The sequence below is a fragment of the Neptuniibacter caesariensis genome, from assembly GCF_000153345.1.
Lineage (GTDB): Bacteria > Pseudomonadota > Gammaproteobacteria > Pseudomonadales > Balneatricaceae > Neptuniibacter > Neptuniibacter caesariensis.
In genome coordinates, this window is sequence record NZ_CH724125.1 from 818,344 (window position 1) to 845,045 (window position 26,702).

Annotated in this window: 28 protein-coding genes; 12 read left to right on the forward strand and 16 right to left on the reverse strand. The window is 46.6% G+C overall.

Annotated elements, in window-relative coordinates; all coding sequences use genetic code 11:
• Positions 1–795 precede the first annotated feature (795 nt).
• The 3 genes from MED92_RS03980 to MED92_RS19300 are packed head-to-tail and all read left to right on the forward strand — an operon-like array spanning position 796 to position 1,971.
• On the forward strand, positions 796–1,431 hold the full coding sequence (locus MED92_RS03980; protein ID WP_007020207.1) for a LysE family translocator: 636 nt from the start codon (positions 796–798) through the stop codon (positions 1,429–1,431).
• 26 nt (positions 1,432–1,457) lie between these two features.
• Positions 1,458–1,745, forward strand: coding sequence for an antibiotic biosynthesis monooxygenase family protein (locus MED92_RS03985; RefSeq protein WP_007020208.1), 288 nt, complete (start codon positions 1,458–1,460; stop codon positions 1,743–1,745).
• Between the two features lie 16 nt (positions 1,746–1,761).
• Positions 1,762–1,971, forward strand: a complete 210-nt coding sequence (locus tag MED92_RS19300) for a GDCCVxC domain-containing (seleno)protein (RefSeq protein ID WP_083774894.1) — start codon at positions 1,762–1,764, stop codon at positions 1,969–1,971.
• A gap of 31 nt (positions 1,972–2,002) precedes the next feature.
• Here MED92_RS19300 and MED92_RS03990 read toward each other — a convergent pair whose 3' ends face one another.
• A complete protein-coding gene (locus tag MED92_RS03990; protein ID WP_007020209.1) occupies positions 2,003–2,656 on the reverse strand; it encodes a cupin domain-containing protein in 654 nt (217 codons plus the stop codon).
• Between the two features lie 3 nt (positions 2,657–2,659).
• Positions 2,660–3,427, reverse strand: coding sequence for an SDR family NAD(P)-dependent oxidoreductase (locus MED92_RS03995; RefSeq protein WP_007020210.1), 768 nt, complete (start codon positions 3,425–3,427; stop codon positions 2,660–2,662).
• 110 nt (positions 3,428–3,537) lie between these two features.
• Between MED92_RS03995 and MED92_RS04000 the strand changes: the two genes are divergently transcribed.
• Positions 3,538–3,894: a winged helix-turn-helix transcriptional regulator gene (locus tag MED92_RS04000; protein ID WP_040661533.1), complete on the forward strand. Its 357-nt coding sequence runs from the start codon at positions 3,538–3,540 to the stop codon at positions 3,892–3,894.
• Positions 3,895–3,913: 19 nt separating this feature from the next.
• Here MED92_RS04000 and MED92_RS04005 read toward each other — a convergent pair whose 3' ends face one another.
• Positions 3,914–4,168 (reverse strand): hypothetical protein, encoded by a 255-nt coding sequence (locus tag MED92_RS04005; protein ID WP_007020212.1) that lies wholly within the window; start codon positions 4,166–4,168, stop codon positions 3,914–3,916.
• A gap of 201 nt (positions 4,169–4,369) precedes the next feature.
• Here MED92_RS04005 and MED92_RS04010 point away from each other — a divergent pair, with 201 nt between their 5' ends.
• Positions 4,370–5,014: a YceH family protein gene (locus tag MED92_RS04010; protein ID WP_007020213.1), complete on the forward strand. Its 645-nt coding sequence runs from the start codon at positions 4,370–4,372 to the stop codon at positions 5,012–5,014.
• A gap of 179 nt (positions 5,015–5,193) precedes the next feature.
• Here the strand turns inward: MED92_RS04010 and MED92_RS04015 are convergent, their stop codons facing one another.
• The 5 genes from MED92_RS04015 to MED92_RS04035 form a co-directional block, all read right to left on the reverse strand.
• Positions 5,194–6,498, reverse strand: coding sequence for a TRAP transporter large permease (locus tag MED92_RS04015; RefSeq protein WP_007020214.1), 1,305 nt, complete (start codon positions 6,496–6,498; stop codon positions 5,194–5,196).
• 3 nt (positions 6,499–6,501) lie between these two features.
• Complete coding sequence (locus MED92_RS04020; protein ID WP_007020215.1) at positions 6,502–7,020, reverse strand: TRAP transporter small permease; 519 nt, start codon at positions 7,018–7,020, stop codon at positions 6,502–6,504.
• A gap of 152 nt (positions 7,021–7,172) precedes the next feature.
• Entirely contained in the window at positions 7,173–8,159 is a 987-nt protein-coding gene (locus MED92_RS04025) for a TRAP transporter substrate-binding protein (protein WP_007020216.1), read from the reverse strand.
• 221 nt (positions 8,160–8,380) lie between these two features.
• Positions 8,381–9,730, reverse strand: a complete 1,350-nt coding sequence (locus MED92_RS04030) for a sigma-54-dependent transcriptional regulator (RefSeq protein ID WP_007020217.1) — start codon at positions 9,728–9,730, stop codon at positions 8,381–8,383.
• Complete coding sequence (locus MED92_RS04035) at positions 9,730–11,670, reverse strand: ATP-binding protein (RefSeq protein WP_007020218.1); 1,941 nt, start codon at positions 11,668–11,670, stop codon at positions 9,730–9,732. Before MED92_RS04035 ends, MED92_RS04030 begins: the two co-directional genes overlap by 1 nt.
• 151 nt (positions 11,671–11,821) lie before the next feature.
• Here MED92_RS04035 and MED92_RS04040 point away from each other — a divergent pair, with 151 nt between their 5' ends.
• Positions 11,822–12,883 carry a TRAP transporter substrate-binding protein gene (locus MED92_RS04040; RefSeq protein WP_040662084.1) on the forward strand — a complete coding sequence of 354 codons (1,062 nt, stop codon included), beginning with the start codon at positions 11,822–11,824 and terminating at the stop codon, positions 12,881–12,883.
• A 26-nt stretch (positions 12,884–12,909) separates the two neighbouring features.
• Here the strand turns inward: MED92_RS04040 and MED92_RS04045 are convergent, their stop codons facing one another.
• The 4 genes from MED92_RS04045 to MED92_RS04060 all read right to left on the reverse strand — a co-directional run bounded on the left by MED92_RS04045 (position 12,910) and on the right by MED92_RS04060 (position 16,498).
• Positions 12,910–13,806, reverse strand: a complete 897-nt coding sequence (locus MED92_RS04045) for a helix-turn-helix transcriptional regulator (RefSeq protein ID WP_007020220.1) — start codon at positions 13,804–13,806, stop codon at positions 12,910–12,912.
• A 153-nt stretch (positions 13,807–13,959) separates the two neighbouring features.
• The gene (locus MED92_RS04050) at positions 13,960–14,508 is read right to left on the reverse strand and encodes a nuclear transport factor 2 family protein (RefSeq protein WP_007020221.1); all 549 of its coding nucleotides are present in this window, start codon (positions 14,506–14,508) and stop codon (positions 13,960–13,962) included.
• Between the two features lie 12 nt (positions 14,509–14,520).
• A complete protein-coding gene (locus MED92_RS04055) occupies positions 14,521–15,468 on the reverse strand; it encodes an alpha/beta hydrolase (protein ID WP_007020222.1) in 948 nt (315 codons plus the stop codon).
• Between the two features lie 142 nt (positions 15,469–15,610).
• Positions 15,611–16,498 carry a LysR substrate-binding domain-containing protein gene (locus MED92_RS04060; protein ID WP_007020223.1) on the reverse strand — a complete coding sequence of 296 codons (888 nt, stop codon included), beginning with the start codon at positions 16,496–16,498 and terminating at the stop codon, positions 15,611–15,613.
• Positions 16,499–16,617: 119 nt separating this feature from the next.
• Here MED92_RS04060 and MED92_RS04065 point away from each other — a divergent pair, with 119 nt between their 5' ends.
• The 3 genes from MED92_RS04065 to MED92_RS04075 all read left to right on the forward strand — a co-directional run bounded on the left by MED92_RS04065 (position 16,618) and on the right by MED92_RS04075 (position 19,032).
• On the forward strand, positions 16,618–17,889 hold the full coding sequence (locus MED92_RS04065; protein ID WP_007020224.1) for an MFS transporter: 1,272 nt from the start codon (positions 16,618–16,620) through the stop codon (positions 17,887–17,889).
• A 102-nt stretch (positions 17,890–17,991) separates the two neighbouring features.
• The gene (locus MED92_RS04070) at positions 17,992–18,591 is read left to right on the forward strand and encodes a 2-hydroxychromene-2-carboxylate isomerase (RefSeq protein WP_007020225.1); all 600 of its coding nucleotides are present in this window, start codon (positions 17,992–17,994) and stop codon (positions 18,589–18,591) included.
• 108 nt (positions 18,592–18,699) lie between these two features.
• Entirely contained in the window at positions 18,700–19,032 is a 333-nt protein-coding gene (locus MED92_RS04075) for a hypothetical protein (RefSeq protein ID WP_007020226.1), read from the forward strand.
• 108 nt (positions 19,033–19,140) lie between these two features.
• Here the strand turns inward: MED92_RS04075 and MED92_RS04080 are convergent, their stop codons facing one another.
• The 4 genes from MED92_RS04080 to MED92_RS04095 form a co-directional block, all read right to left on the reverse strand.
• Positions 19,141–19,875 (reverse strand): substrate-binding periplasmic protein, encoded by a 735-nt coding sequence (locus tag MED92_RS04080; protein WP_007020227.1) that lies wholly within the window; start codon positions 19,873–19,875, stop codon positions 19,141–19,143.
• Between the two features lie 205 nt (positions 19,876–20,080).
• A complete protein-coding gene (trpB, locus tag MED92_RS04085) occupies positions 20,081–21,283 on the reverse strand; it encodes a tryptophan synthase subunit beta (protein ID WP_007020228.1) in 1,203 nt (400 codons plus the stop codon).
• Between the two features lie 156 nt (positions 21,284–21,439).
• Positions 21,440–23,086, reverse strand: coding sequence for a methyl-accepting chemotaxis protein (locus MED92_RS04090; protein ID WP_007020229.1), 1,647 nt, complete (start codon positions 23,084–23,086; stop codon positions 21,440–21,442).
• A gap of 140 nt (positions 23,087–23,226) precedes the next feature.
• A complete protein-coding gene (locus MED92_RS04095; RefSeq protein ID WP_154715136.1) occupies positions 23,227–23,529 on the reverse strand; it encodes a hypothetical protein in 303 nt (100 codons plus the stop codon).
• Positions 23,530–23,612: 83 nt separating this feature from the next.
• Here MED92_RS04095 and pdxB point away from each other — a divergent pair, with 83 nt between their 5' ends.
• The 3 genes from pdxB to MED92_RS04110 all read left to right on the forward strand — a co-directional run bounded on the left by pdxB (position 23,613) and on the right by MED92_RS04110 (position 26,618).
• Complete coding sequence (gene pdxB, locus MED92_RS04100) at positions 23,613–24,743, forward strand: 4-phosphoerythronate dehydrogenase PdxB (protein WP_007020231.1); 1,131 nt, start codon at positions 23,613–23,615, stop codon at positions 24,741–24,743.
• A gap of 62 nt (positions 24,744–24,805) precedes the next feature.
• Positions 24,806–25,513: a flagellar brake protein gene (locus MED92_RS04105; protein WP_007020232.1), complete on the forward strand. Its 708-nt coding sequence runs from the start codon at positions 24,806–24,808 to the stop codon at positions 25,511–25,513.
• A complete protein-coding gene (locus MED92_RS04110; protein WP_007020233.1) occupies positions 25,506–26,618 on the forward strand; it encodes an ATP-NAD kinase family protein in 1,113 nt (370 codons plus the stop codon). The genes MED92_RS04105 and MED92_RS04110 overlap by 8 nt, the downstream gene beginning before the upstream one ends.
• Positions 26,619–26,702: the final 84 nt, after the last annotated feature.

Here is a 26,702-nt window from a genome sequence, read left to right on the forward strand (position 1 = left end):
AGAGTTCAATGCTCACTGAATCCTTATGCAGACATTGATTCTCCCCTCGATTATCAATGTCGACTGGACCCTCACCTGTTCAGTATAAAACTCCAAAGCCGGATCATTTTGATCCGGCTTTTTAATGCCTGTAGTTCAGCAGGGATAGAATTTTAAAAAGTTCATTAAATTCTATAAATGTAGTTGCAAATCATTATCAGTAGCATTAATATCGATGTCGCTCAAAAGTGATAGGCAATGAACGACCTCACTCACATTGCCGGATTGCATAAGACTTTCAATGCTCACTGGAAACTTATGCGGACATTGATTTTCCCCTCGATCATCGATGTCAAAACTGAACCCTCACCTGTTCAGTTCTCCCAGAAAGCCGGATCTTTTGATCCGGCTTTTCTCCTTTTTAACCACTTCATATCCCTTACTTATTACCTTAATCCCTCGTATTTATTGGGTCTGAAAAGTTTTTTTTAAAAAAGTGAAAAATTATTATAAATATTGTTGCAAATCATTCTCATTCGTATAATATAGTTTCCAACACGGCAAGCGACACAGCTCCCCTCACTAGCTAACTCGCTGCGCACTAGAGATATTGCATGTTCGTGTTTATGTGTTAACACCTACGCCTCCGCAGGTGTTGATCGAAGAGTCTGAACCCAGATTCTTCAAACACATGGCTCTTGTCATTGAAGCAAATTGCTTAACCGGATTCCGAAGGGTTTCCGGTTTTTTTTGCTGAAAAATAAGCCAAACCCAATTGTGTTAGAATAGCGCTCCAATCTGAGGAGGAGGGGAGTTATGCAAGAGATTCTAACGTTTTCCATCGTTGCACTGTTGCTTGTTATGTCGCCGGGGCCTAATGGAGTGCTGATCATTAAGACAGCTTCAATACAAGGTCGGCAAGCCTCGTTTGCCAACATCTCAGGTTTATTCATCGCGACATTTTTTCATGGCGCGTTTTCAATATTTGGCCTATCTGCACTTTTGCTTCAGTCAGCGGAGCTGTTTTTTATCGTAAAGCTGATAGGCGCTTTATACCTTTTCTACATAGGTGCAAAAGCAATCTGGCAGTCCTTTCTTAAAACCAAAGCTGCTAAATCAGATAAGCCTTCGTTTAACGGCAAACTGCCTAAGGGGCTGTTGGGAAGTTTTACCGAAGGGTTTCTGACTCAGTTATTGAACCCGAAAGTATCGATGTTTTATCTGGCGGCCTTTCCACAATTTGTCGATTTCAACACAGCAGGGTATTCGATGCCATTCGTGCTGGTAGCGCTTCATGCTGTACTGATTGTGCTGTGGTTTCTCGGGGTAACCCTGATGATCGATAAACTTAAACATCGCTCTGGCAATTCCAATGCCGGGCGCTGGGTTCAACGCCTTTCTGGTTCAGTCATGATCTACTTCAGCGCGTTGCTGATGGGACAGAAAGCCTAACATCGTTATAGAAGTAGAGGGTTCGGATGTTTGCAGTCATTTTTCGTGCAAAAGCCGGTGAGCAGGACGCCAGCTATGCTGAAATGGTCGGTCGTATGCGAGACCTGGCTTTCAGCAAATACGGATGTATCGATTTTATTGCAGTAACGGAAGGAGAACAGGAAGTAGCCATCTCCTACTGGCCGGATGAACAAGCTATTCAAGCCTGGAAGAATGATCCTGAACACGCCTTAGCGCAACAAGCGGGTCGCGAAAAATGGTATCAGTCCTATACTGTGCAGGTGGTAGAAGTTAAAAGGGAATATAGTTTCTAAACCTATAGGTGGTGCGATGTCAGATATTGAGTCAGTCTTGACCTGCCCCCATTGTGGCTTTCAGATGCTTGAAGAGATAACTACGCAATTCTGTCAATTGGAATATGAGTGTGAGGCGTGTCATAAAATGATAGAAACGCCTCCAGGTGAATGTTGTGTTTATTGTGTCTATGGTAGTGTCAGGTGCGCAAGCTCAAATCATTCAGACAGTTCATCAGCCTCATAAATCCTGTTTGAGTCGATTTTTTCGATCGTTATCAGGCGATGGGCAGGTGGCCTACCTTAACCCAGATAACCGTCTCTTCATCGGTATAGGGAAAGTGCTGACTCATATGTGGGCTTCGTAACCAACTGAGTGCGGGATACTCACCGAACTCATCCTTGAAGGTGCCTGTCAGGACCAGTATCTCCTCGCCACCAAAATGTTTATGCGGCTGAAAGCGCTCTCCTGCCGGCCACTTGACCAGTGCCGTGTGTTCCCCCTGAAAATCATGAAGTGGCATTACCTGAAGATTCCCCTGACCAGGAAGCCAGGTGGCAGTGTTCGTGTCGAACTTAACCTCTTGACTGTCTCCGGGGGAAAACTGCTCCAGTTTTACCAAAATGACACACCCCTCTTTGCTAAATGGAGCATGGGTACTTCCGGGCGGGTTTCTTAAATAGCTACCTGCCGGATAGTCGCCTGTCTCATCGGAGAAAACACCTTCAAGAACCAGGATCTCTTCACCATTCGGATGGGGATGGGGTGCAAACTTTGAGCCGGCTTCATAGCGAACAATACTGGTGGCGTGTCCGGATTCTTTATCTTCGCGGGCAAGTGGCTTCCGCCACACGCCAGGGGCAGGGCTTTTTTGCCAGGGTTGCTCGTTAATATTAATAACGACGCGTTGCTTGAAGTCCATATTTAACATGTTCTAATTCCTTCCTGCCATTACCCCACCGTCAACATCCCAAACGGCACCTGTTACCCAGTTGGATTGATCGCTTAATAGAAACTCAATGGTAGCAGCAATATCTTCACTGCTGCCAATTCGCCCGATAGGATGGAAACTGTCAAAACTTTCCAACGCTGAATCCAGATCTTCGGCTGGGATAAATGACTCGTAAATGGGGGTCTTAACGACCGCAGGGCTCACCGCATTAACCCGAATGTTATGATCGGCTAATTCCATGGCTAAATGCTGAGTTAACGAGTGAAGTCCTGCTTTAGCCATTGAGTATGCGCTAGAGGGTGTGGCCTTAATCGCTTGTTTTGCCCACATCGAGCCTATGTTAACGATAGAACCGCCACCCTGTTTAATCATATTTTTAACCACGGCCTGAGTAATAAAGTAGGTTGCTTTATTTAGATCCATGTAAGCATCGTAATCCTTATCGCTATGCTCAATAAAGAGTTTAGGGGAGAAGTAGCCTGCGGCATTAACTAAGTAATGAATAGGTGTCTCACTTGCACTAATTGATTCGATAAAAGCCTTATAGCTATCCTTTTGGTACAGATCAACCACCGCCGTTGTGATAGCTCCATTATTGTATGATTCGAGTATTGATTGTGCAGATTGCAGTTTGGTTTCTGAGCGACCGAGGATACAAACATCTACGCCTTGCCTGATAAGTCTGACAGCAATTGCCAACCCCATGCCGCTTGAACCACCGATGATTAATGCTTTTTTTCTACTATTCATAATCTGACTCCTATAAAGTGTTTATTGAATACAGAGTCAATGTATGGTTGTACTAACTTTATGAAAAGTAAGTACTAATTGGTTAGGTAGGTACTTTTTGGTACATGTTAATGAAAACTAAAGAGAAAAAATTTCAAAGAAAATCTGCCTCTGAACAGGCTTCGCGTATGGTCGAGACCATAGTCGGTTGTAAATGGTCGTTGACGGTATACCAGCTATTAGAAAATGGAATAAACAGGCCAGGGGAGATGGTGCGTTCTGTTGAGGGATTAAGCACAAAAGTGCTCAATGAGTGCCTCAGAAGAAATATGGAATTTGGTATTTTGCAAAAACATACTTTTAATGAGGTGCCCCTGAGGGTTGAGTATTCAGTGACTGACTTCGGGAAAAAATTTATTCTGATTCTGGATCAGTTGGAGTCCCTTCAGAAGGAGATAGACCAACAGGGCTTTGTCGAGGATAAATAACAGTATGCCCAATCTATGTTTAACGGCATCCGGAAGAGAAGTTTGTTGAATCGAAGAGGTAGTCGGATCCAAGCCGGTAAGCAGCAATCAGTAGATGAATATCTTCATCATTGAGCATGAGCTTATTACCGCAATTACATAGCAGAAACAGCGCTTCATTGTCATCCCTAATTGGTAGTTCGATCTCTTTACCGCAGCAATCAGCGCTACAGCGCCAATGTAGGTGGAGTGATCCATGAATATCTGATTCTAGCCATAGCTTTTGACCTTTCATGATCATCCCTCCGTCTTGATAAGCATCTGGAGTATAGATCTGAGTGTTTATTCAGATATTGATCCGCGGCAATTAACCTTTGTTGATATGTTGCAACTTTATGAATTTTAAGATTATTTATGCTTTGTTCAAAAAGAGCTAGGAATTGAATGCCAGCCTGCTATGGTAAAGGTATATCCCTTTAGAAGAAGGAAGATAGTTGTGGATATGAATCTAACTCTTGAGCAAGCCCGGGTCATTGGCTGCTTATTAGAAAAAGAGAAAACAACCCCAGACCAATACCCCCTCTCTCTTAACGGCCTGACCGTTGCTTGTAACCAGAAAAGTAATCGCGAACCGGTGCTCTCTCTGGCAGAAACAGACGTGCAAAACCTGTTGGATCAGTTACGTGAAAAGCGTCTGATTCGTGAAGAAAGTGGCTTCGGTAGTCGGGTCGTAAAGTACAAACACCGTTTCTGTAACACTGAGTTTAGTGACCTTCAGCTATCGGAGCAGGAGTTAGGCGTAATCTGTGTATTGTTACTGCGTGGCCCGCAAACACCAGGGGAGTTACGTAGCCGTACTAATCGATTGTGTGAATTTTCAGATGTTCACGAAGTTGAGAAAACACTTAGTAGTTTAGCTGAGCGTGAGTCGGGAGCACTGGTTGTACGACTTCCTCGTGAAGCAGGGAAGCGCGAGTCTCGTTATGCGCATCTGTTTAGCGGGGAATTTGATCTTTCCCATAGTGTGATGGAATCCGTTGAAGATATGGGGAGTCACAGTAGCGAGCTGGAAAGGCGGGTTGCCGAACTTGAAAATGAGGTAGCGGAACTTAAGCGTCAGCTAGAGCAGTTTGTTGATTAAAAACGCTAGTTAGGTTCAAGGAAAGGTCTGGCGTATGCCGGGCCTTTTTTTATTTCGTAAGCAAAAAAAGCCCCTCTAGAGAGGGGCAAAGTGGAAACAAGCTATGTCAGCTTGTGTATTGATAGCGTCCCAATTCCGCAATCAAATCTGTGCTCAGCCATGTAAAGCCAAGCGCTTCTTTATGAAGTCATCATCGTCGGCAAGTAGAGAACGATAGATGGATATACCGTAATCAGAACAATGGCCACGGCGATCATAAAGAAGAAAGGTAGTGCTGCTTTAGCAACATAGAGAATGTTTTTCCCTGTCAAAGCCTGAATAACAAACAGGTTGAAGCCTACGGGTGGTGTGATCTGCGACATCTCTACTACCAGTACCAGAAAGATACCAAACCACAGCAGGTCAATATTGGCCTGAGTGACCATAGGTAGAACAACAGAGGTTGTTAGAACAATCACCGATATTCCATCCAGAAAGCAGCCCAGCACGACAAAGAAAACAGTGAGATACAGGATGAGCTCAAATGGCGACAGGCCTAAAGTGGAGATCCAGGTCGCTAGTTCGTTAGGGATGCCAATAAAGCCCATTGCCAGCGTCAGAAAGTGAGCCCCCACAAGGATAAGGCCTAGCATGCAGGAGTTTTTAACCGCACCTGCAACGCTGTCTATAAAGCCCTGGATCGAGAAACTACCCAGTACTGCAGAAAGGATAAATGAACCTGCCACTCCAAAAGCTGCTGCCTCCGTAGGCGTCGCGATGCCTTGATAAATCGAGCCCAGTACTGCACCGATCAACAGAACAATCGGGATTAGTTTTTTCAGTGCCTGAATCTTTTGGCCGAAGGTGAAGGTTTCTGTATCTGCTGTTTGACCTTTACGGCCCTGAAGGATCGTCCACACTGCGGTGAACAGCATAAACAGGCAGATCAGAAGCAGACCAGGTACCACACCCGCCAAGAACAATCGAGCTATGGAAACTTCTGCAGAAACACCATACACGATCAGGATAATGGAGGGTGGAATCAACAAGCCCAGGGTGCCAGAACCCGCCAGGGTACCAATAGCCATCGTATCGCTATAACCACGACGGGAAAGCTCAGGCAGGGTCATACGGCCAATAGTAGCTGCGGTTGCAGCAGACGAACCGGACACCGCTGCAAAAATACCGCAGCTAAGAATATTTACGTGTAGCAGTTTACCTGGGAATCTGGAAAGAATAGGTGATAAGCCTTCAAACAGATCCTGGGATAACCGAGTCCTAAATAAGATCTCTCCCATCCAGATAAACAGGGGAAGTGCCGTGAGTGACCAGCCAGTTACAGCACTCCAGGAGGAGGTACCCAGCAATAGACCGATACTGTCGTTGCCGATCAGTTGTAGACCAATGATAGAGATGCCAGTCAGTGTTAGTGCCACCCAGATGCCACTGGTAAGCATTAGCAGCATGGCAACCACTAAGATAAAACCGATTAATGTGATATCCATGATTTACTCCATACTGCTCAGCAGTTCTTCTTGAGATTTAACTTCTTCATGCGCTTCACCCTTAAGCGCTTGAATGAAACTATCCACAACCGAGATCGCTAGAAATACAGAACCTAAAGCCATAGGGATTTGTACGATCCATAATGGAACAGCGAGATAGGTATCTGAGACGTCTTCGTAGATGTACGACTCGTAAGCGGTATATGAGGTGTAATAAGCCAGGTAGCCAGTAATCAGGATACCTGCGGTCAGATTGAAAAATTCAACGATCTGTTTGGTTCGGTTGCGCAACCGGGATAGCAAAATGGTCACGCGAATATGACTGTCTGTATGGAAGGTATAAGCCAGACCAAAGAAGATTGTTGCTGAGAGTAGCCAGCCTGCGAAATCTTCTGAAGAGGGAATGATAACGCCGAAAAAACGTGCGGCTATCTGTGCCAGAATCAGCAAAGTCATAATGACCAGGCAGCTTCCGGACAGGATCGCCGAAGATAAATAAAAGTAACGTTTGATTGTATGCATTTTAGTGTCACCCGATTGCCTGACCTGACTCCAACATCCCTATTTTGTTATGCCGGAATGAGTATCCGAGGGAGTCGGGCTTATCGTTTTTATAATTAATGGTGCGCACCCAGTGAGTAAGGCCCTATGGCCTTACTCGCTAGAGATTGGGATTAAAGTGCCTGATATGCTTCCAGTACTGCTTTGCCAGACTCGCCAGCTTCAGCTTCCCATTCGTCAATCATTGTCGCGCCGATAGCTTCCAGCTCACCGATCAGCTGTTTGCTAGGTTCAACCACTTTCATGCCGTTTTTAGCCAGAGCATCAGTGTGCTCAACGGCTAGTTTACGGCCCATCTCCCAGCCTTTTTTCTCAGCATTTGCCGCAGCAGTCAGGATCACCTGCTGAGTCTCTTTGTCCAGACGGTCAAATACGCGCTTGTTTGCGAAAACCATGTTTTTTGGAATCCACGCATGCACGGTGGTGAAGTGCGAGATGTAGTCCCAGCTCTGACCGTTTACACCGGTGCTTGGAGACGTGATCATTGCGTCAACCGCATTAGTAGTGAATGCCTGAGCAACGTCACTAAATGGGATATTCACAGGTGTCGTACCCATTAGGTCAGCCAGACGCGAAGTGGTAGGGCTATAAGAACGCATTTTTGATCCGCGCAGATCGCTCAAGCTGTTTACTTCTTTATTTGTGTAAAGGTCCTGAGCAGGCCATGGTGAAGTGTAAAGAAGCATCAGGTTTTCTTTAGCCAGGGCTTTCTGAATTTCAGGCTTAGATGCTTTGTACAGTTTCTCAGCACTATCAAAATCTGTTGCCAGGAACGGAATGTTGTCCAGCTTGTAGATAGGGTTCAGGTTACCCAGACGGCCAATAAATACTTCGCCGATTGGAACCTGACGAGTTTTAACGGCACGGTGAATTTCAGGATGCTTGATCAGAGAACCGCCAGAGTGAATGTTAACCGTTAGCTTACCGTCAGCTTTTGCATTGATCTCTTCTGCAAAACTGCGTGCTACTTGGGTTTGGTGAGTACCGTCACCGTATGGGGTCGGCATATCCCAGCGGGCACCAGCTGAAGTAACGGCTGAAGCGCCAAGTGTCAGAGCAGATGCCAGCACAATGGCAGCTTTGTTGGTGAAACTATTCATTATTATTCTCCAAGTCTTTTTTTCGGAAACAATACCGTTGGCATTGGTTGAAATAGAGATTGCAAGGAGAGGGCCAGTTCTGAATTTATTTTGATAAAATCTTTAAAAACAATTGGTTAGAATTTATTTTGTGTTGTGGGAATGTTCAGGGCTTAGCTATTTGGGATGGATTTGACTCAGGCTTATTTTATCGCCTGAGTCAGTTTTGACACATGTGGTGTTTAGATGAAATCTTTCTTATCCAGATCGTATTTTTTCATTCTCAGATAGAGCTTCTTTCTCGGAATGCCCAGTGACTGAGCGGTCTGTTCGATCTGACCATTGTGAGCCTTAAGGGCGGTCAGAATTACCTCTCGCTCATAGCAGGCAACAATTTCATCCAGGTTACCTTCAGACTTCACTTCGGGTAGTTCTAAGCGGTTTGTTAGTGGTAAACCCAGCGCCCATCGCTCGGCCACATTACGCAGTTCGCGAACATTACCAGGCCAGCTTTGCATGCTGAGCTGTTGTAACAGCAGCTCAGGAATCGGTTTTTCCTCACGCTTGAAACGTTGATTAGCCTGATCTACAAAAAAGCTGAATAGCAGAGGAATATCTTCTTTGCGTTGGTCGAGGCTGGGCAGATCCAGGCTGCCGACGTTCAGGCGGTAATATAGGTCTTCTCTGAAAGACCCTTCATCGGAAGCTATGCGCAGATCCATTTTTGATGCGGCAATAACACGAATATCAATCGGGATATCAGAATTACCCCCCAAACGCTGTAGAACGCGTTCTTGAAGAACACGAAGCAAGCGGACCTGAAGAGAGGCGGGCATACTTTCAATCTCATCGAGAAACAGGGTGCCGCCACTGGCATATTCAATTTTACCGATTCGCTTTTTGCTGGCACCGGTAAAAGACCCGGCCTCATGGCCAAACAGCTCACTTTCGATCACGGATTCCGTCACTGCGCCGCAGTTCAGTGCGACGAAAGGTTTGTCTTTACGCGGGCTGAAATCATGCAGGCACTTTGCGACGACTTCTTTACCCGTACCGGTTTCACCGTTAATGATCAGGTCTACATCAACCTGAGCAAGCTGAAGCACAGTATCGCGTAACTTGGTGACCACATCAGACTGACCGACTAAGCGTCGGGTGATTTCACCCTGACCATCAATCGCTTTACGCAAACGGCGATTTTCCAATACCAGCTCGCGTTTTTTCCAGGCGCGTTCAACGGTATTAAGATGGTTCTGCGGATCATCGTTCTTTTCAAGGAAATCGTAAGCGCCCTGACGAATCGCTTTAATAGCGACGGCGATGTCAGAGTGCCCACTAAACATGATTACCGGTATTTCCGGGTCAATCTCCAGGATTTTTTCCAGTACATCTAAGCCATGCATAAGGTCCATGCGGACATCGCAAATAATAACCCCCTGCCAATTGATAGAGCAGTGGCTGATTGCGCAGCTTGGGTCCTCAAATGCGACGGCGTTATAGCCTTCTAGATCAAGCGTCTGGATCATAGATTCACGTACGATCTCTTCATCGTCAATAACGATAACCTGGCCATTTTTCATGGCTGAACTCATCAGGAGGTACTCCGCTGTTCTTGCAATTGGATAGTGAAGCAAGCACCGCCTTCCGTGTTGTTATTCACGCTTAGCTTGCCACCAAAATTGTTGATGATATTAAATGAAATCGCCAGTCCTAACCCCAGACTCTGTCCTCTGCGTTTCGTCGTAAAGAAGGGGTCAAAGATTTGCTCCTGAAGCTCTGGGGTAATGCCTGGACCGTTATCGCTGACCTTTATCTCAAATCCGCTGGAGATTTTTTTACAACGTATTGTGACCTTTTTCTCTTCCTGGCTATGGATCGCATCCAGTGCGTTAGTCAGCAGGTTCAAAACTACTTGCTCAAGTTGGACAGGGTCTGCGAGCACCTCTGCCTCAGCTTCTTCAAAATACTGTTCAATCTGAGTTTGCTTTCTGACCTCATCGCCCTCAAGCATATTCAGGGCGTTATCGATCACTTTTCTAAGGTCAACGGCGATTAGGTTGACAGGTTGATTACGCGCAAGCTCTTTTAAACGGGTGATGATCGTCGATGCCCGCTTGGTGAGATTGGATATCTGGCGCAGATTCTTCTCTGTATCTTCTATGCGCCCTGCGTTTAGTAATCGTACCCCGTTGTGAGAGTAGTGACCTATAGCGGAAAGGGGCTGGTTAATCTCATGGGCGATACCGGCCGATAGCTGCCCCATGGCACCATACTTACCGGCTTGTACTAACTCTTCCTGAAGCGTAGACAGCTGATCACGGAAACTGATCAGGGAGCGCGCCATGGTGGTGATCTCATCATTGCCTTTTAGTTGAACTTGTTCGTTAAGGTTACCCCCTGCAATGGCTCGCATACTATTATCCAGGCTGGTAATACGAGCTACCATGTATCGGCCTACATAAAGCCAAACCACCAAAATGGAAAATACTAAACTGGCCACCACGGTGATTAGCATCCAGTTCTGACTTTTCTGAATAGTCTCTTCAGCGCTTTTAGCCGAGCTTTTAGCGGCACCTTCAGCTTTTGCCGCCTGAATGGCAATCAAGTCATTCAGGTTGTTCAGCTCGTTTTGTAACTGGCCCAGGAGTTCCTGGCCCTGATTGTTATTGGCGCGTTCACGGCTGCGGATCTGGAAAATCGTGTTATCACCCCGAGTGAGAGATACAACATTAATAATCGTTTGCTTCAGTGCCTGAATCCCGACCATATTCTCCAGTGAATCCACCTCAAGCTTAATACGTTCGGTGATGACATTTGAGTGGGTACGCGTCGCGATCAGGGAATTCAGATCGGGCAGATGCTGGGCACGGTCAACCAAATTAATCAGCAGATTTACATCGGCTTTAATGCGGTACAAGCGTTGCAGGTTGGCATTAATTGAATTTGCAGCTTCCTGGCCGTAATTGTTGATCACAATCCAGGAATCAGGCAGATCCTGATTGTAGTAATTATAAAGGTGCCTTTCTGCCTGCTCGGTCAGTGAGTCAATTTCACTTAGGAAACTTGAGGCAACCCAGCGAAGGTGCTGGTTTTCTGCGTATTTTTGTTTCTGGAGAAGAAATTTACCCTGAACATTGGCATCCAGTTCTGAAAGGGAACTGTTCAGCCGTTTTATCTGATCCGATAGCGCCCGTTCTACATGTTGGTTTCGGGTGCTCTCTGAGATTTCTGGCAGCAGATCAGACATGGTGGTGATATTGAAATCAAGATCTTCCCAGATGTTCAGGCGCTTTTCTTCGTGTTCTGCTGCCAGCAGGGTCGGGCCTAACAGAGTAATTCGGGTACTCTGTTCCTTAAGACCTGCCATTAGGCTTAAGGTTTGAATATTCCCCTCAACAATCTGGTTAAGCTCATTGCCTAAACGGTTGTAGGAGACCCAACTGATAATGCTGGCAAGCAGGGTTAGCGTACTCAGTGCTCCAAAAGCAAAGAAAAACCTTCCCCTGATCCCGAGCATTTGACTGCGATTCATATATAAAGGCTGCCTGATTAAAACTGCGCGTAATATTAGCTTAAATTGAAAAGGGCCATCTGAAAAACCTTATAACGGTTTTTTATCGCATCTGGTCAGTTTGGCTGATGTTCGCTACCCTGAGATCAGATATCTACTAAATCCGGTGATTATGAAAAGCTTCAGTAACTCCCTTGTCTCTTTCTGCCTCGCTCTGCTGCTCTCGCTTTTAACTATACAAGTGCAGGCAAGTGAAACCCGTATTATCAAAGCGGTGGGTACCTGGGAGTACTTTACTAACTATCAGGAACATGAAGGCCCTTTTTGGAATGAACATATTGCCAAAGTGTCCAAGGGCGAGATTGTCGGAGAGATAAAACCCCATACGCAACTCGGCTTACAGGGCTACGAAATTATGCGTTTGGTTAAAAATGGTGTCTTTGATTTTGCATTTGGGCTGCCAGGCTATGTTGTACCTGAAAGTGAGATTTTCGAAGGGGCTGATCTTTCCTCTTTGGTACAAAATATTGATGTTCAGAAGAAGGTCGCTGAAGCTTATTTCCCCACTTTAGAGTTGGCATTTGCGGAGAAGTACAATGCCAAACTGATGATGCTTTATCCCTTTCATAGTCAGATGATCTGGTGCAATAAAGAGATTCGCTCTATCACTGATCTCAAAGGAAAACGCATCCGGGTATTTCTCTCAACCCTGGGCGATTTTGTCGAAGGGGTCGGCGCTATTCCGGTAAGCGCCTCATTTAATGATGTGCCAAAAGCATTGGAGAAAGGGATCTTTGATTGTGCAATTACAGGCACAATGTCCGCTTACACGGGAGAGCTTTATAAGGTCGCTGATTATGGTTACACCCTCCGAGTAGGGTGGGGGCTTGCCTTTGGCGCCATGAATTTAAATAAATGGAATTTATTAACCAGCGAGCAGAAAGCGCTCCTGCAATCTGAACTGGCTGCTCTTAGTGAAAAGATGTGGAATGAGATAGCGAAAGAGGATGCGATGGCGCTTGCATGCCTCGCTAAGGGCCCCTGTGAAATGGGCGAAGTTGGTAATATGACCCTAGTCACGCCATCAAGACAGGATCTGGAGGTTCGGACACGGGTAGCCAGGGAGGTTATTTTACCTCGTTGGGCCAACCGCTGTGGTCCCGATTGTGCTGCCAACTGGAACCACACGGTTGGGAAATTGCTCGATCTTAGAGCGGAAACGCAGCCTCGATAGTTGTTGGAGCTTGGTGAATAAACCGGTTATGCCGTTTTGTACTTACCGGGTGTCACACCAAACTTTTTCTTAAAGGCCCGAGTGAAGTGAGCCTGATCACTAAATCCCAGATCCAGAGCGATACTCTGGAGGTTTTGTCTGTCATTCAATAATGCGTCTTTGGCCCGGTCAAGACGGATGTTCAACAGATGTTGATAGGGTGTTTCCCCAGTTAGCTTTTTAAATTCCCTGAGAAAGTAATATTTGCTGCAGTTCAGAGCATCGGCCATCTCTTCAACGCTTATCTGTTGATCAATTCTGTCATTAATCAATTGATTGATCCGGGCAAGATCGTGCTCGCTGAAGCGTGATGGCGGGGGTAACTGTTTTTCTTGATCACTAAAGTCAGAGTAGTTATTAAGATAATGAACTGACAGCATTGAGATCAGATTTTTCAGATACTCTGGCCCGTTTTGCCCTTTGTTTTCTACCTCGATTAAAAACAGATCGATAATGCTTTTTAGAACATTATCCTGAACGTTGTAGTTTTTTAGGAAGCTGATTTCTTTGCCATCTGTTTGCAACGGGCAGTGGTTAAGAAATATATCTTTCTCAATCGCCAGGATGACAAAATAACAAGGTTCATCAATCTTGTGGGTAAAAGGTGTATCAGGTGGGTTTATCCAGATCTCTCCAGGAATAGTGTGGAGTGGTGCCATCCCTTCTGCTGTTTCCGCTTCCCAATGCAGTTCCTCTTCCAGACCAAGCGCAAAGTAGAAGTAGGGGGTGCTTACATGGGTTGGATAGAAGTGAGGGGAGGTGCCTTTTTCCAGCACAACACCTTGCCAGTTAAGCTCTTGGCTGGAGAGTTCAATTTCAAGAACCTGCCCACAATCTGAAGGCTGACCTGAAGAATGGTCGACAAACTTAAGCCGCGACTTCATCTTGATTACTCTCTATCGCTAATCGAATACTTGCACTCTACATTATTGAACAATAGTCGGTCTATCTGTTGTCACAGATCCAATTTAAGCCCTATGCAGGTTACTAAAACAGGGCCAGATTTATTCCTGGCCCTGTTGCTGGATAAATGCAGATTACTCGAAGTTAACCTTATTGTGATGGCGTTGCTTAAGGTTTTCTGCCGCTTTTAGTGGTGCTTGCCCGAGTATTTCCCGGCTACCCATTTCAGTTGGGTTAGTCAGCTTCACGCTGGTAATTTCCCAGTTGTCAGCCGCTTTTTCCAGGGTAAATTGATAGGTGCCCGCTACTTGCCAGAAGCCTTGTTCTCCCAGCCAGTGGCTTGCGGTAAAGTCCATTGCCGCATCAGCCTGATCTCCGTTAATGGATAGTCGAATCTGACCGGCTTCATGGAAGGTGGTATCAAAACCGGGCAGGAAGTTTGCCCAGTTTTTCATCAGGGTTTCGCGGGCTACCGATTCAGGAGCTCCACCAAACAGAGCGCTATAATCTACTGTCAGTTTGGGGGCGAATAGGCGGCCAAGATACTCAAAGGCGCCTTGATCAGCTAAAGCCGAGAAACTGTATAGATTACTGCGAATTATCGCTTCATCTTTTGTTATGGTTGAAGCCTGCCCAGCCATAGAAATTACTCCCAGAAAGCAAATGATAAGGAATCGTTTCATTACCAATCTCCCTTACAGGCTCGCTTCGAAGTGCTTAACAATGGCTGTTACTGCTTGGTTAACCGCTTCAGGTTGATCATAGAAATCAAACTGTGAGATCCCTTCAAACCAAACTGCGCTGACATTATCGCTCGCACTTTCTAAGTACTGGTGAGCACCTGCGGGTAGCGCCATCGCTTCAGAGGCAACCATTAATACAGGCTTGTCTTGTTTTGTCGCGCTTAGTTGAGCATCGTAGTTCAGCCAGCCATCCCATGATGCCACATTGAATTTGTTGTCATACTCGGGAATAAGACCACGGTCTGTCTCAGTGTAATAAGGCGCCTGATACATCAGCGCGTTTTCATTCGTTAAACTCGCCGCTTCGATATAAACCAGATCAGCGTTATCTGCAGCCTGGTGGGCCGACTGTAAAAGCCCCTCGACGCTCTCTTCTCCGCCATAGATAGCGGTCGCCATGGGTTTATCATGCAACCAGGGTGCTACAACCGCTACTGATTGAATCTGCTCGTTATTCAACGCAGCATCCAGCATGTAGCCTGACGATGCACAGACACCTACGCCAGCAATGCGACTGGAATCAACATCTGCTAGCTGGGGGATCGCTCGGATAACAGCCTGAATGTCTTCAGTTTTGCGTGCTGGGTCTTCAAGAAAGCGAGCGGAATCTTGTGATTGACCCCAACCGCGAAAATCAAATGTGAGCGCAGCATAGCCTTGGGCAGCTAAAGCTTTGGCATACACAGCTGGCATCTGCTCTTTTACCGTTGTCCAGGCACCTGTAACGATCACTACAGGCGGATTGTCGATCCCGTCAGGCAGATAAAGATCAGCTGCCAATGCGCCTACCTGTGTTTTCAGTTCAATCTTCTTCATCGCGATACCCTTATTGTTGCTTGCGTTAGCGGAAACGGCTAAGGAACAACTAACCAGCAAAATAGACATGATTTTTTTAAACATCAGCGTTCTCCGGCTCCTGTTTGACTTATAGAAATATTAATCAGCAGGGCGGCGCAGGTATTGAAGATTAATGCCTGAGTTTTTGAACAATATTGCTCAAGGAAGGTGAGAAGCCTTTCATCAAGTCGTTAGAATCTAGTGGCTAGGCGCTGAACTGTTCAAGTAGCCAGGCTTTAAAGGTGCAGGCTGCAGTATTAAGCGGTTGCTGTTTCGGATGCACCAGGTAGTAGTGTTTCTCTAGCGGTAAGCTATTTGCGAAGGGTTCAATCAACTCCCCATGCTTCAGTTCCTCCTGAACCAGAAGGGCGTTAGTCAGAACCACCCCCTGACCACGCCTGGCAGCATCGATTGAGAGTAGCGCCTGGTCAAAGTGCAATCTGCTGATACGGTTCCGTTGTTCAGCATTTATGGTTGTGAAGCGATCCAGCCATTGTTCCCAAAAGGGCTGAAGTGTCGTGACTATAAGGGTTGTATGCAGCAATGTGTCCATGCTGAAAAGCTTGTGCTGGCGCTGATAATCCGGGCTGCAAAAGAGCCGCATCTCATCCTCAAACGCAAGCTGGATTTCCAACTGTGGGTCGATACCATTGAAATGGCGGATCGCCAGATCGATCTGATCCGTATAAAAATCTACCGGGCTGTTGGATGCGTTAATGTGCACCTCAATATCGGGGTGTTTACTGACGAAGTCAGCCAGACGAGGCCCTAACCATTTTGAAGCTAAGGCCTGAGTCAGAGAGATAGCGACCCTGTTCTCCTGTTGCTGGCGGTAAGTTTTGCTGGCAGCACTGATCTGCTCCAAAGCGGGCGCAATCAGACTAAAATAACTCATACCCTGTTCAGTGACTTTCAGTTTACGTACCTGGCGGATAAACAGAGGGTAGCCTAACCAGGATTCGAGTTTGATTACCTGCTGAGAGACCGCCCCCGGTGTAATATTCAGTTCAACAGCAGCTTGCTTGAAACTGCCATGGCGAACTGAAGCTTCAAATGCCACCAGGGCGCGAAGGGGTGGGATAGTTTTATGCATCGTTATGCTTACGTATCTATAAAATAGAAAAACTATTTCATTATGGGGCAATTAATCGTTTGTCACCAGTAGGATAATCGCTAAAAATACAGTCAAAATTAACACATGAAAGCCGCATTATGACGACGATATCGCAAACGCAGCCAAGCAAGAAATTATTCAACCCCGTCCTTATAGCGGGCTGCATCATCATTCTGATCAGCTTTGCTATCAGGTCTTCGTTTGGTATTTTTCAGATTCCTATCGCAGAGGAGTTTAACTGGCTACGGGCTGACTTTTCCTTTGCTATTGCCGTGCAGAATCTATTCTGGGGTATAGGGCAACCTATCTTCGGCGCTTTTGCCGAAAAGTATGGGGATAGAAAAGCGATTATTGCCGGGGCAATTACCTATGCTGCGGGTTTAGTCTTATCATCTTATGCGATCACACCAGGGCAGCATCAGCTGCTTGAAATTCTGGTGGGCTTTGGAATCGCGGGTACCGGATTTGGTGTCATCCTTGCGGTTGTTGGACGGGCAGCATCGGATAAACATCGTTCACTGGCGTTGGGGATTGCCACGGCAGCAGGTTCGGCAGGCCAGATCGTCGGGCCGCCTCTAGCCCAGTTCCTGCTTCAGGATCTGGCGTGGCAGTCCGTATTTGTGGTCTTTGCCGGCTTAATACTGCTATCTCTTTTCGCGCTGTTTTTTATGCGCGTGCCAGCCCCGGAAAAGACAGATGCAAAAGATGAAGGTCTGGGGCGTGTCGTGTTTAAAGCGGTGCAGGATCCAACTTTCACCTTTATCTTTGTCGGTTTCTTTTCTTGTGGTTACCAGCTCGCTTTCATTACGGCGCACTTTCCCGCCTTTATCACTGAGATGTGCAGTGCCGTTGCCCCGGGAAGCATTATCCAGTCGTTGGGCATCTCTTCTACCTCCGCCCTGGGGGCGGTCGCTATCGCTTTGATCGGGGTATCGAATATCGGTGGTACGATTCTGGCGGGCTGGTTGGGAAACCGTTACTCCCGTAAATACCTGCTTGCGGCTATCTACATGCTTCGTACTCTCGTGGCCGGGGCGTTTATACTCAATCCGATTACTCCTGGATCAGTGGTGCTGTTTTCCATTTTGATGGGGGCGCTGTGGTTGGCAACCGTACCTTTGACCGCGGGACTTATTGGCCAGATCTATGGCCTGCGCTATATGGGAACCTTATACGGTTTAGTGTTCTTCTCGCACCAACTGGGTGGTTTCCTGGGAGTCTGGTTGGGCGGATCTATGTATGATCTATATGGCAACTACACACTGGTATGGTGGGTTGGTATCGGCGTGGGAGCCTTCTCTGCACTGATTCATCTTCCGGTTAATGAGAAGCCCTGGGCGGGCCGACAGAATCTGGCGACCAGTAGTTAAAAATGCGCCTGGCGTCGTTGATAGGCTTTGTCGTAATAATCCTTTAAGCTCTAACTCTTTTGTGTCCATATGCACCAGAGTTAGTTCTTAAGGGAGTTTAGGATGAAACAGAGCATCGATTACTACTTTACCAGTCTCTCGCCGTTTACCTATTTAGGCCATACGCGTTTCTTAGAATTGGCTAAGCAAGCTCAAGCTGAGATCAGCTACAAGCCGTTTATTATCTCTCAGGTTTTTGCCAATTCAGGCGCGGTGGCACTCAAAGATCGTCCTAAACCTCGTCAAGCTTATCGCTTGGTTGAACTGGAACGCTGGGGCCGAAAGCGTAATCTTCCTCTTACACTGCATCCCGCCTATTTCCCGGTAGACCCAAGCCTTGCTGATCGTTGCATTATCACATTACAAAGTACAGGTCAGGACGCTGGCGCATTTCTTGGCAGGGTCCTGGCGGCATGCTGGGCAGAAGAGCAGGATATTGCTGATTCCAATGTTATCCAGGGGATTCTCGATTCGCTGGGGCTGGATAGTGCCGGGCTCATGAAACAGGCTGAATCTGCCGAGGTTCAGAGTGTTTATGAACAAAACACCCAGGATGCGATAGATCAGGGCGTGTTAGGCGCGCCATCTTACCTGCTAGACGTTGAACAGTTCTGGGGGCAGGATCGTCTGGAACTGTTGGAAGACAAGTTGAAGGGATTATAGAGGCCAACGTCTGGTCGCTAGTTTCTAGTGACCAGGTTTTAAACCTACTAGAGAACATTGTAAGCAGCCTGAATTCACATCGTGGCTGAGAGCGTTAGAGCATACAGAATGACATATAAATTTTATTACACCGATTATTCCACCGATAAACATATCCGCTCGGATGAAGCGGTTTCTGAAAGCCTGGATAACATCATCGGCCAAATGAATTCGTTGCTACAGGAGCCGGATAACTTTATCGGCATCATTGATGAAAACAACGTTATGCTGCAGTTCATGGTTGAAGATGACGGATCGATCTGTGTCGATATCCCCATGCATGATCAAAAAGGTTCGCTCACCAAAAATACAAACCTTAACGAATGCATTTCACTGGTTGACAGCCTGCAGGAAAGCATCCTAATCGAGCAGATTGAAGGGCTGGAATTCAAAGCCTGGTAAAGGTGAGGGCGCCGCGAAGCGATCTCTAGCTTCTGGAATCATTCAGAGACCGGAGTAACAAAAAAGGCTTTCCAGTGGAAAGCCTTTTTTGCTGGTTGTGCGGGCTTATCAGAAGTATTTTTTGACGATCTGATCGTAGCGACCATCGGTTTTAAGTTGATCAAGAGCGCGTTGAAATTTAGCGATTGTCTGGTCATCCGTGTTTTTATTAAAGGCGTACCAGAACTCATATTGGTCATTCAAAATAAGCGCCTTTTCAACATCACCCCAGTTTTTACCCTCTTTTTTGAGCAGTGCCGCAAGCATAATGTCATTCATTACTACAAAATCTACCCGGTTGCGGAACAGCTTTTTGATGTTAAGGGTGTCATCAGTTGCCTCGTGGATATTCTTCTGCGGAACGCCTGCTTTTAGTAGATCATTCACCGCAGCATAGCCTCGCCCGACACCGATACGGTAAGAACGTATATCCGCAAGACTATCCACCTGGATATCGGAACGGTCTTTATTCTTGAAAAGCGCAAATATGCGGGGATAGATAGGGCCTACCCATTTATAGAGTTCTTCTCTTTTCTCATTGCGAGTTATCCCTAAACTGAATGTTTTCTCCGTTTTCGCGATCTCCTGAAACATACGTTTTGCTGGATAAAAGCTAATCTTCACTTCCGTGTCATCGAGGTTAGAAACCATCGCTTCCAGCAGGTCCACATAAAAGCCTTTGGCTTTATCATCTACGCTGTACATCAGAGGCGGGACTTCAGTGCCCACCACATTGAAAGTGGTTGCTTTGGCTGGCAGTGAAGTGGCTAAACAGAGTGCAAGAGTACCGAGAATTTTCCGCATAAATTTATTCTTATTATCTGCTGACAAAGGCTCTTTATTTTTTACAGGTATCAATGGCCTGGATAGAGGGTAAGCGGATCTAAGAAAAATTGCACTAAGTAGTTTGTCCTACTTTGTCTTATCGATATGAAACAGTTGAAGAATTATGTAACAAAAAAAGCCGGAATCAATCCGGCCTTTTCAAAGTGACTAAAGAATTTTGGAGTTACAGCCCCAGCTTGTCTGCAACGTAGTCGGCGTCTTTGTCGCCACGGCCAGACAAGTTAACCAGAATGGTCTGATCCTTGGAGAGTTCTGGCGCTTTACGCATCGCCCAGGCTACGGCATGGGAGCTTTCCAGCGCAGGGATGATGCCTTCAACCTGAGACAGAGTCATGAATGCATCCAGGCACTCTTTATCAGAAGCAGTTTCGTATTGAACGCGACCTAGCTCTTTCAGGTAACTATGCTGTGGGCCTACGCCAGGGTAGTCCAGACCTGATGCAATGGAGTGAACAGGCATCGGTTCGCCATCTTCTGTTTCCAGAACATAGCATTTCATGCCGTGAATCATGCCAGGCTTACCTAGTGATAGCGTTGCAGAGTGACGCTCTGTATCCAGACCTTCGCCCGCAGGCTCTACACCCACAATGTTCACGCTTTCATCGTTCAGGAAAGCGGTAAACAGGCCCATCGCATTAGAGCCGCCGCCAACACAGGCAGTGATGTAATCTGGTAGTTTGTTTTTCTTAGCCTGGAACTGCTCGCGCGCTTCTGTACCGATGATGCTCTGGAAATCACGAACCATTTTCGGGAATGGATGTGGGCCAACTACTGAACCGATTGCGTAGATAAAGTTAACCGGATCTTTCAGGTACTCTTCGAATGCACTGTCTACAGCATCTTTTAGCGTTGCCGTACCACGGGTGACTGGGATTAGCTTACAACCCAGTATCTTCATTTTGGTAACGTTAGGGTGTTCTTTCTCAATATCCACCTGGCCCATGTGAATTTCACAAGGGATACCGACCAGAGCACAAGCGGTGGCCAATGCTACACCGTGCTGACCTGCACCGGTTTCAGCAATGACTTTGGTTTTACCCATATATTTTGCCAGCAGAGCTTCACCCAGGCAGTGGTTAATTTTATGCGCGCCTGTGTGGTTTAAATCTTCACGCTTCAGATAGATCTGTGCACCACCGAGTTTTTCACTCAGGCGCTTCGCATGATAAATCGGGCTAGGGCGACCAACATAATCCGCAAATAATGAATCCAGTTCCTGTTGAAATTCTGGTTTCTGACGGATCTCTTCATAAGCGTCATTGATCTCGTCCATGATCGCTTTCAGTTCAGGTGGAATTTCCTGACCGCCAAACTCACCAAAAAATCCTTCTTTGTTTGGCATTTCTGCAAATTCAAATTTACTCATTATCTATCCTGTCGGTTTACGCTTGGCCGAACGGGTTAACCCGATTCTATTAATATGTTATCGATTATAAGGGATTGTTCTAATAAAGGAACTGCCCATAAACTAAAAAGCCGCAATCAACAGAGCTGATTACGGCTTTTATATGAGCTCTGGAAATCAGCCATCTTCTGGTTTGTAGCCTATACGGAAGCCCCCCCAGTGGCGGCCATTCACATAGATAGGTACTGACAGATCGTGCATGACTTCACCGGTATCACGTTTATAAGTCTGGAGCAGCATGGTTTCAGTGTTAGAGCCGCAACGTGCACCGGTACGGTCATTAAATAATCGCTTACTTCGACTCTTCACCAGATCTGTTTCATAGTCTCCACTGAGCGGATGAGCAAACTGATCATTGTGGGTAGGAACAAAGCCGTTGTTATCTACCGCAATTGCATAAATCAGTTTTGAGTAATCTTGCAGGGTCGGTTCCTGAATACCCGGTAACACGCGATCAGTAAATTTATCGTACTGGGTGTCGTATTTTTGCGGGTTGGTATTTTCAACAGGTACGTAATTACGGTCGAACAGGGCCGATTCAGTAATCTGGCCACTGTTAATCGCTTGCTCGAAGCTTTGCTGTACATTGTCAGCCGCGTTACGGGCAATCTTAAGGAACTGCTGATGGAAGTTGTCTTCAGAAGAGGTTGCAAGTACCGCGCTTGAGTACTCGGCCGCTTCCATAAGGGAAGAGGCTTGAACGGCTAGTTGATTGACCTCTGCGTCACTTTCTTCCAGTTCAGTACGGACCGTTTGCAGTGAGTTAAAAATGACTTCAAGGTTCTGACGATTCGTGCGAGCACCATCAGCGATTGTCGAAATCTGTTCCTCTACAGCGGCAGATTGTTCAGAGATTCCCCCGAGTTGCTCACTGATCTGTTCCATCGCTTGAGTGCCGGATTCAACATCACCGGATAGGGTCTGAATTCGCGATACAACCTGCTTGGTTTCTGCGCGGATCTCATCAACAATGCTTTCTACCTCACCGGTAGCACTTGCTGTACGTGATGCTAGCTGGCGAACCTCGTCAGCGACTACGGCGAAGCCTCGCCCATGATCGCCAGCGCGTGCTGCTTCAATAGCCGCGTTAAGCGCTAGTAGATTGGTTTGTTCAGCGATCTCTTCGATCACTTTGGTCACATCCTGGATTTTCAGTGATTTCTCATTGAGTTGTTCAATCAGAACCAGGGTTTCGGCTGCTTGAGAGTTAAGCTCGCGGATATTGCCCATGGCATCAGTAAGCGCCTGTTGGCCCTCTGCGCCGGTAGTCTTAGCCTGAATGGCCATTTCCGCGGCATACTCAGCTTGTTGCGCCGACTGCTGTACAGTGACTGTCATCTCTTCGGAGTTCTGAGCAATCTGCGAAACTTCCTGAACCTGATTATCCAACTTAGTTTTCAGGGTGTCTGCTGAATAGGAAACTTCAGCGGCTGCAATGGCATTTTTATTGGCGCTGCTGGATAGCTTCTGACCCAGATCATCACTTGCAGGGCTTCTGAAAATATCACCAAACAGCGACGGAATAAGCGTTACGTTTTCGCTACGTGAGTCTTTAATCGCTTTTGCTTCAGCACTTATCTTGCCTAATAAAGAGCTGTGAAGAATGGAGATACTCAGCAGCGAAGAAAGGATGGTCGCGCCAATCAGGAGTATAAGCCCAATGCCTGTGGTTCCTAAATAAAAGGCAATGCCTGCTGCTATGGCTGTAATCAATAGTGCCGGGATAAAGCTTTTAATATAAAAACCGGTAAACGAGCCGTTCATTTACTTCCCCAAATTATTATTGTTATCAACAGTGTAGGTTAATTTTTATAGTGCATATGGACCGAATATAGCATTAGGCCGAGTGGGGGAAATGTTGTACTTTAGTCGTGAGTTTGAGCAGGATTGATCTGTAACAAATATTACAGGCTGTTGGCAGGGGCTGGAATCAGGGTTCCCTGTTCGGGAAGGTGGCAGAGTTCGAACTCAAATCCAAGTTGGGTTTCTTTCCTTGGAACGTGGCGGAAACCCTCTTTTTTGAGACGTAAGCGGATCTCTCTAACGATTAATCTCGCTTCCTGGTATGAGGTTGTTACTGTGTGACTGCACGAATTGCTCTGTTCAGAGCAATTGCCCCAGCTTTGGCTTACAATCCAGTCACCAACCAGGTCCTGATACATCCTGACGATGTAGTAATCCTGATTTTTTTGCCAGCGAATGATCAAATTGCCAAAACCCGTAGAGAATGAAATCGAACCGGGGATTGAGCCTGAAGCTGAGCGGTTTGTAAAGCCCGGAGTAGTGAAAATTGCAGAATAGAAATCTAAAAATACTTGCTGATGAAAATATGCCGATGGTGGAGGCGATGTTTTCCGGTTTTGGCAAGGTGACACGGGCTCCGGGCCGGAATTTGAAAGCTGAAGATGTTGCTGACGCGGATGTGCTTTTAGTGCGCTCTATCACGCAGGTTAACGCTGCTTTATTAGACAGCAGTTCAGTAAAATTTGTTGGGACCGCGACCATAGGAACGGACCATATTGATCAAAACTATCTGGTGCAGAATGGCATCGGATTCAGTAATGCCCCAGGTTGTAATGCAGATGCCGTGGTTGAGTATGTTTTAAGTTGCATCTATGCGTTAGCGGATAAACACGGATTTGATCCGAAACAGAGAACCTACGGGATTATTGGTGTTGGAAATGTAGGTGGTCGACTGGAAAAACGCTTTAAGCGACTTGGATTTAAGGTTCTCCTTAATGATCCCCCGCGTGCTGAAAACGAGGAGGGCTTTGCCCCTCTGAATGAACTGCTGGAGCAGGCTGATGTTATCTGCCTACATACACCACTTATTTGTGATGGAAAGCATCCCACGCAACATCTGTTGTCAGAATCCGAACTTCGTGTACTTAAGCCGGGATGTTTATTGATTAATGCTGGCCGTGGCCCTGCGATTGATAACCAGGCGTTACTGACAGTAGGGGAAGAGAGACCGGATCTTCTTTACGTTCTTGATGTTTGGGAGTTTGAACCCGCGGTTAATCGTAAACTGGCAGAGCGTTGTGAGATCGTTTCGCCGCATATTGCTGGATATAGCCTTGATGGAAAAATTCGCGGTACTTATATGTTGTTAGAAGCCCTGTGCCGCTTCTTCAATGAATCTGTACCGCAGCCATTGGCAAATTATCTGCCAGAATCCGATCTGTCGTTTATAGAGCAAGAATCCCGAACCCCCTTGTCAATTATGCAGCTTATTTATGATCCGTATGCGGATGATCAGCGTTTAAGAGAGACATTGGGGCTTGAGAGTGATGAACAGCGCAAGGCTTTTGACCTTTTAAGAAAAAATTATCCAGTACGCAGAGAGTTTGGGTCTATGACCGTTTTACCTTCAGACGCGTCTGGAGAGTTAGCTGCGCTGGGTTTTCAGATAGCGGATTAGGCCTAAATACCTTAAGCTATAACACCTGTTTTACTCCCCGGTTAGTGATAAGTTGCGCTTGAATGGCTGAAGCTCTAGAACAATTAAAATCAGTACGTACCCTTGCGGAACTGAACCCCCGAATTGGTGAGAAAGTACAGATAGAGACACGTACACCGCGTGGTCGCTATGCTGTACAGCTTCTAGGTTATCGAGAGAACGGTAGCATGATGGTTTCTGCACCCAGAAAGTCGGTAGCAATCAATGAAGGCGCACGGGTTACTGTTCGTTTAATGAGTGGTAACTATATTTGCGCATTCAGTGCCCGGGTTCTGAAAATCCAATCATCCCCTTTTGCGTACTGGCATCTCGAGTATCCAACGGATACCGAGGTGAGAAGGATCCGCAGTCATACCCGTGTACCGGTTAACCTGATGGTATCGGTTGATGAATTTGAACCGGGTAAAGGGTTACGTCTGGACTGGCCCTTAAATGCTTTCTGCAAAGATATCAGCTTGAAGGGTGCCTGTATTGACGCGCCAGTGACGCTGGGTAAGCAGGATGAAAAGTTATTCGTAACGACCCGCTTCAAGGTTGCAGGTGTGGATCAAGTGGTCTTGCTGTCTGCAGTGATTCGAAGTGTGCAACAAACGGAAGGTGGTGTAACCAAGGTGGTTAGCCATGGCGTAGAATTTATTGAACTCGATGAGGAAACAAACCTCATACTAGCTGGTTTTGTTTATCAGCAGTTTCTTATCGAAACAGGTCATCTGGAGATAGTTAGTGTTTAAACTGGGTCTTATTATCAATCCTCTGGCAGGTGTGGGTGGAAGCGTCGCATTGAAAGGAAGCGATGGTGAAGATACTGCCAAAAAAGCGATAGAGCTCGGCGCAGAACCTAAAGCAGGTTTGCGAACCCTGCAGGCTTTGGAGGTCTTAAAGGGACTTGAGTTAGAAATAGTAACTTACCCACAGGAGATGGGAGAAAACATCGCAATTGAAGCGGGTTTTAAACCTTCTGTTGTGGGATCTATCCAATCGGGAAGTACAACCGCAGAAGATACGCTCCAGGCGGCAAAAGACCTTGTTGAAGAGGGCGTAGATATAATCCTTTTCGCCGGAGGGGATGGCACGGCTCGAAACATATGCGAGTCGATTGCTGAGTCTGTTCCTGTGCTGGGCGTTCCTGCGGGTGTAAAAATACACTCCGGTGTTTATGCAGTAACCCCTAAGGCAGCAGGCGAGATCGTTGCTATGCTGGTTCGCGGTGAGCTGGTTACACTGGGTGATCAGGAAGTGCGTGATATAGATGAAGCTGCTTTCCGTGAAGGCCGCGTAAGGGCGAAATATTATGGGGAACTGTTAGTTCCCCAGGAACATCGCTATCTTCAGCATGTTAAGAATGGTGGCAAAGAGTCAGAAGAGCTGGTGCTGGATGATATCGCCGCCGATGTGATTGAAAATATGGACCCGGATGCCTATTACGTGATGGGATCTGGTTCAACTGTGGCTGCGGTTATGGAACAGATGGGCCTGGATAACACCTTATTAGGGGTTGATCTGGTTAAGGATGGGGAGCTGATTGCGTCTGATTGTACTGCTCAGCAACTACTCGAGCTGACTGAAGGCCATGCGACTCAATTAGTGATCACTTTGATCGGTGGTCAGGGTCATATTATCGGACGTGGTAATCAGCAATTGAGCCCGACCTTACTTAAAGGGTTGGGTAAACAGAATATCAATGTCATAGCGACTAAAACTAAGCTACAGGCATTGGAAGGACGCCCTTTGATCGTTGATAGTGGAGACCCGCAGGTTAATAAATTACTGTCTGGGGTGATTAAAGTGACCACCGGCTATCATGATTCGGTGCTCTATCGCGTGGCAGATTACTGATCAGTTACCTATGCTATATAAGGCCAGCGTTAATCACCATGACTGCTCTGATTATGTGTGGCCTTTTATATCGGTATAGGTGTT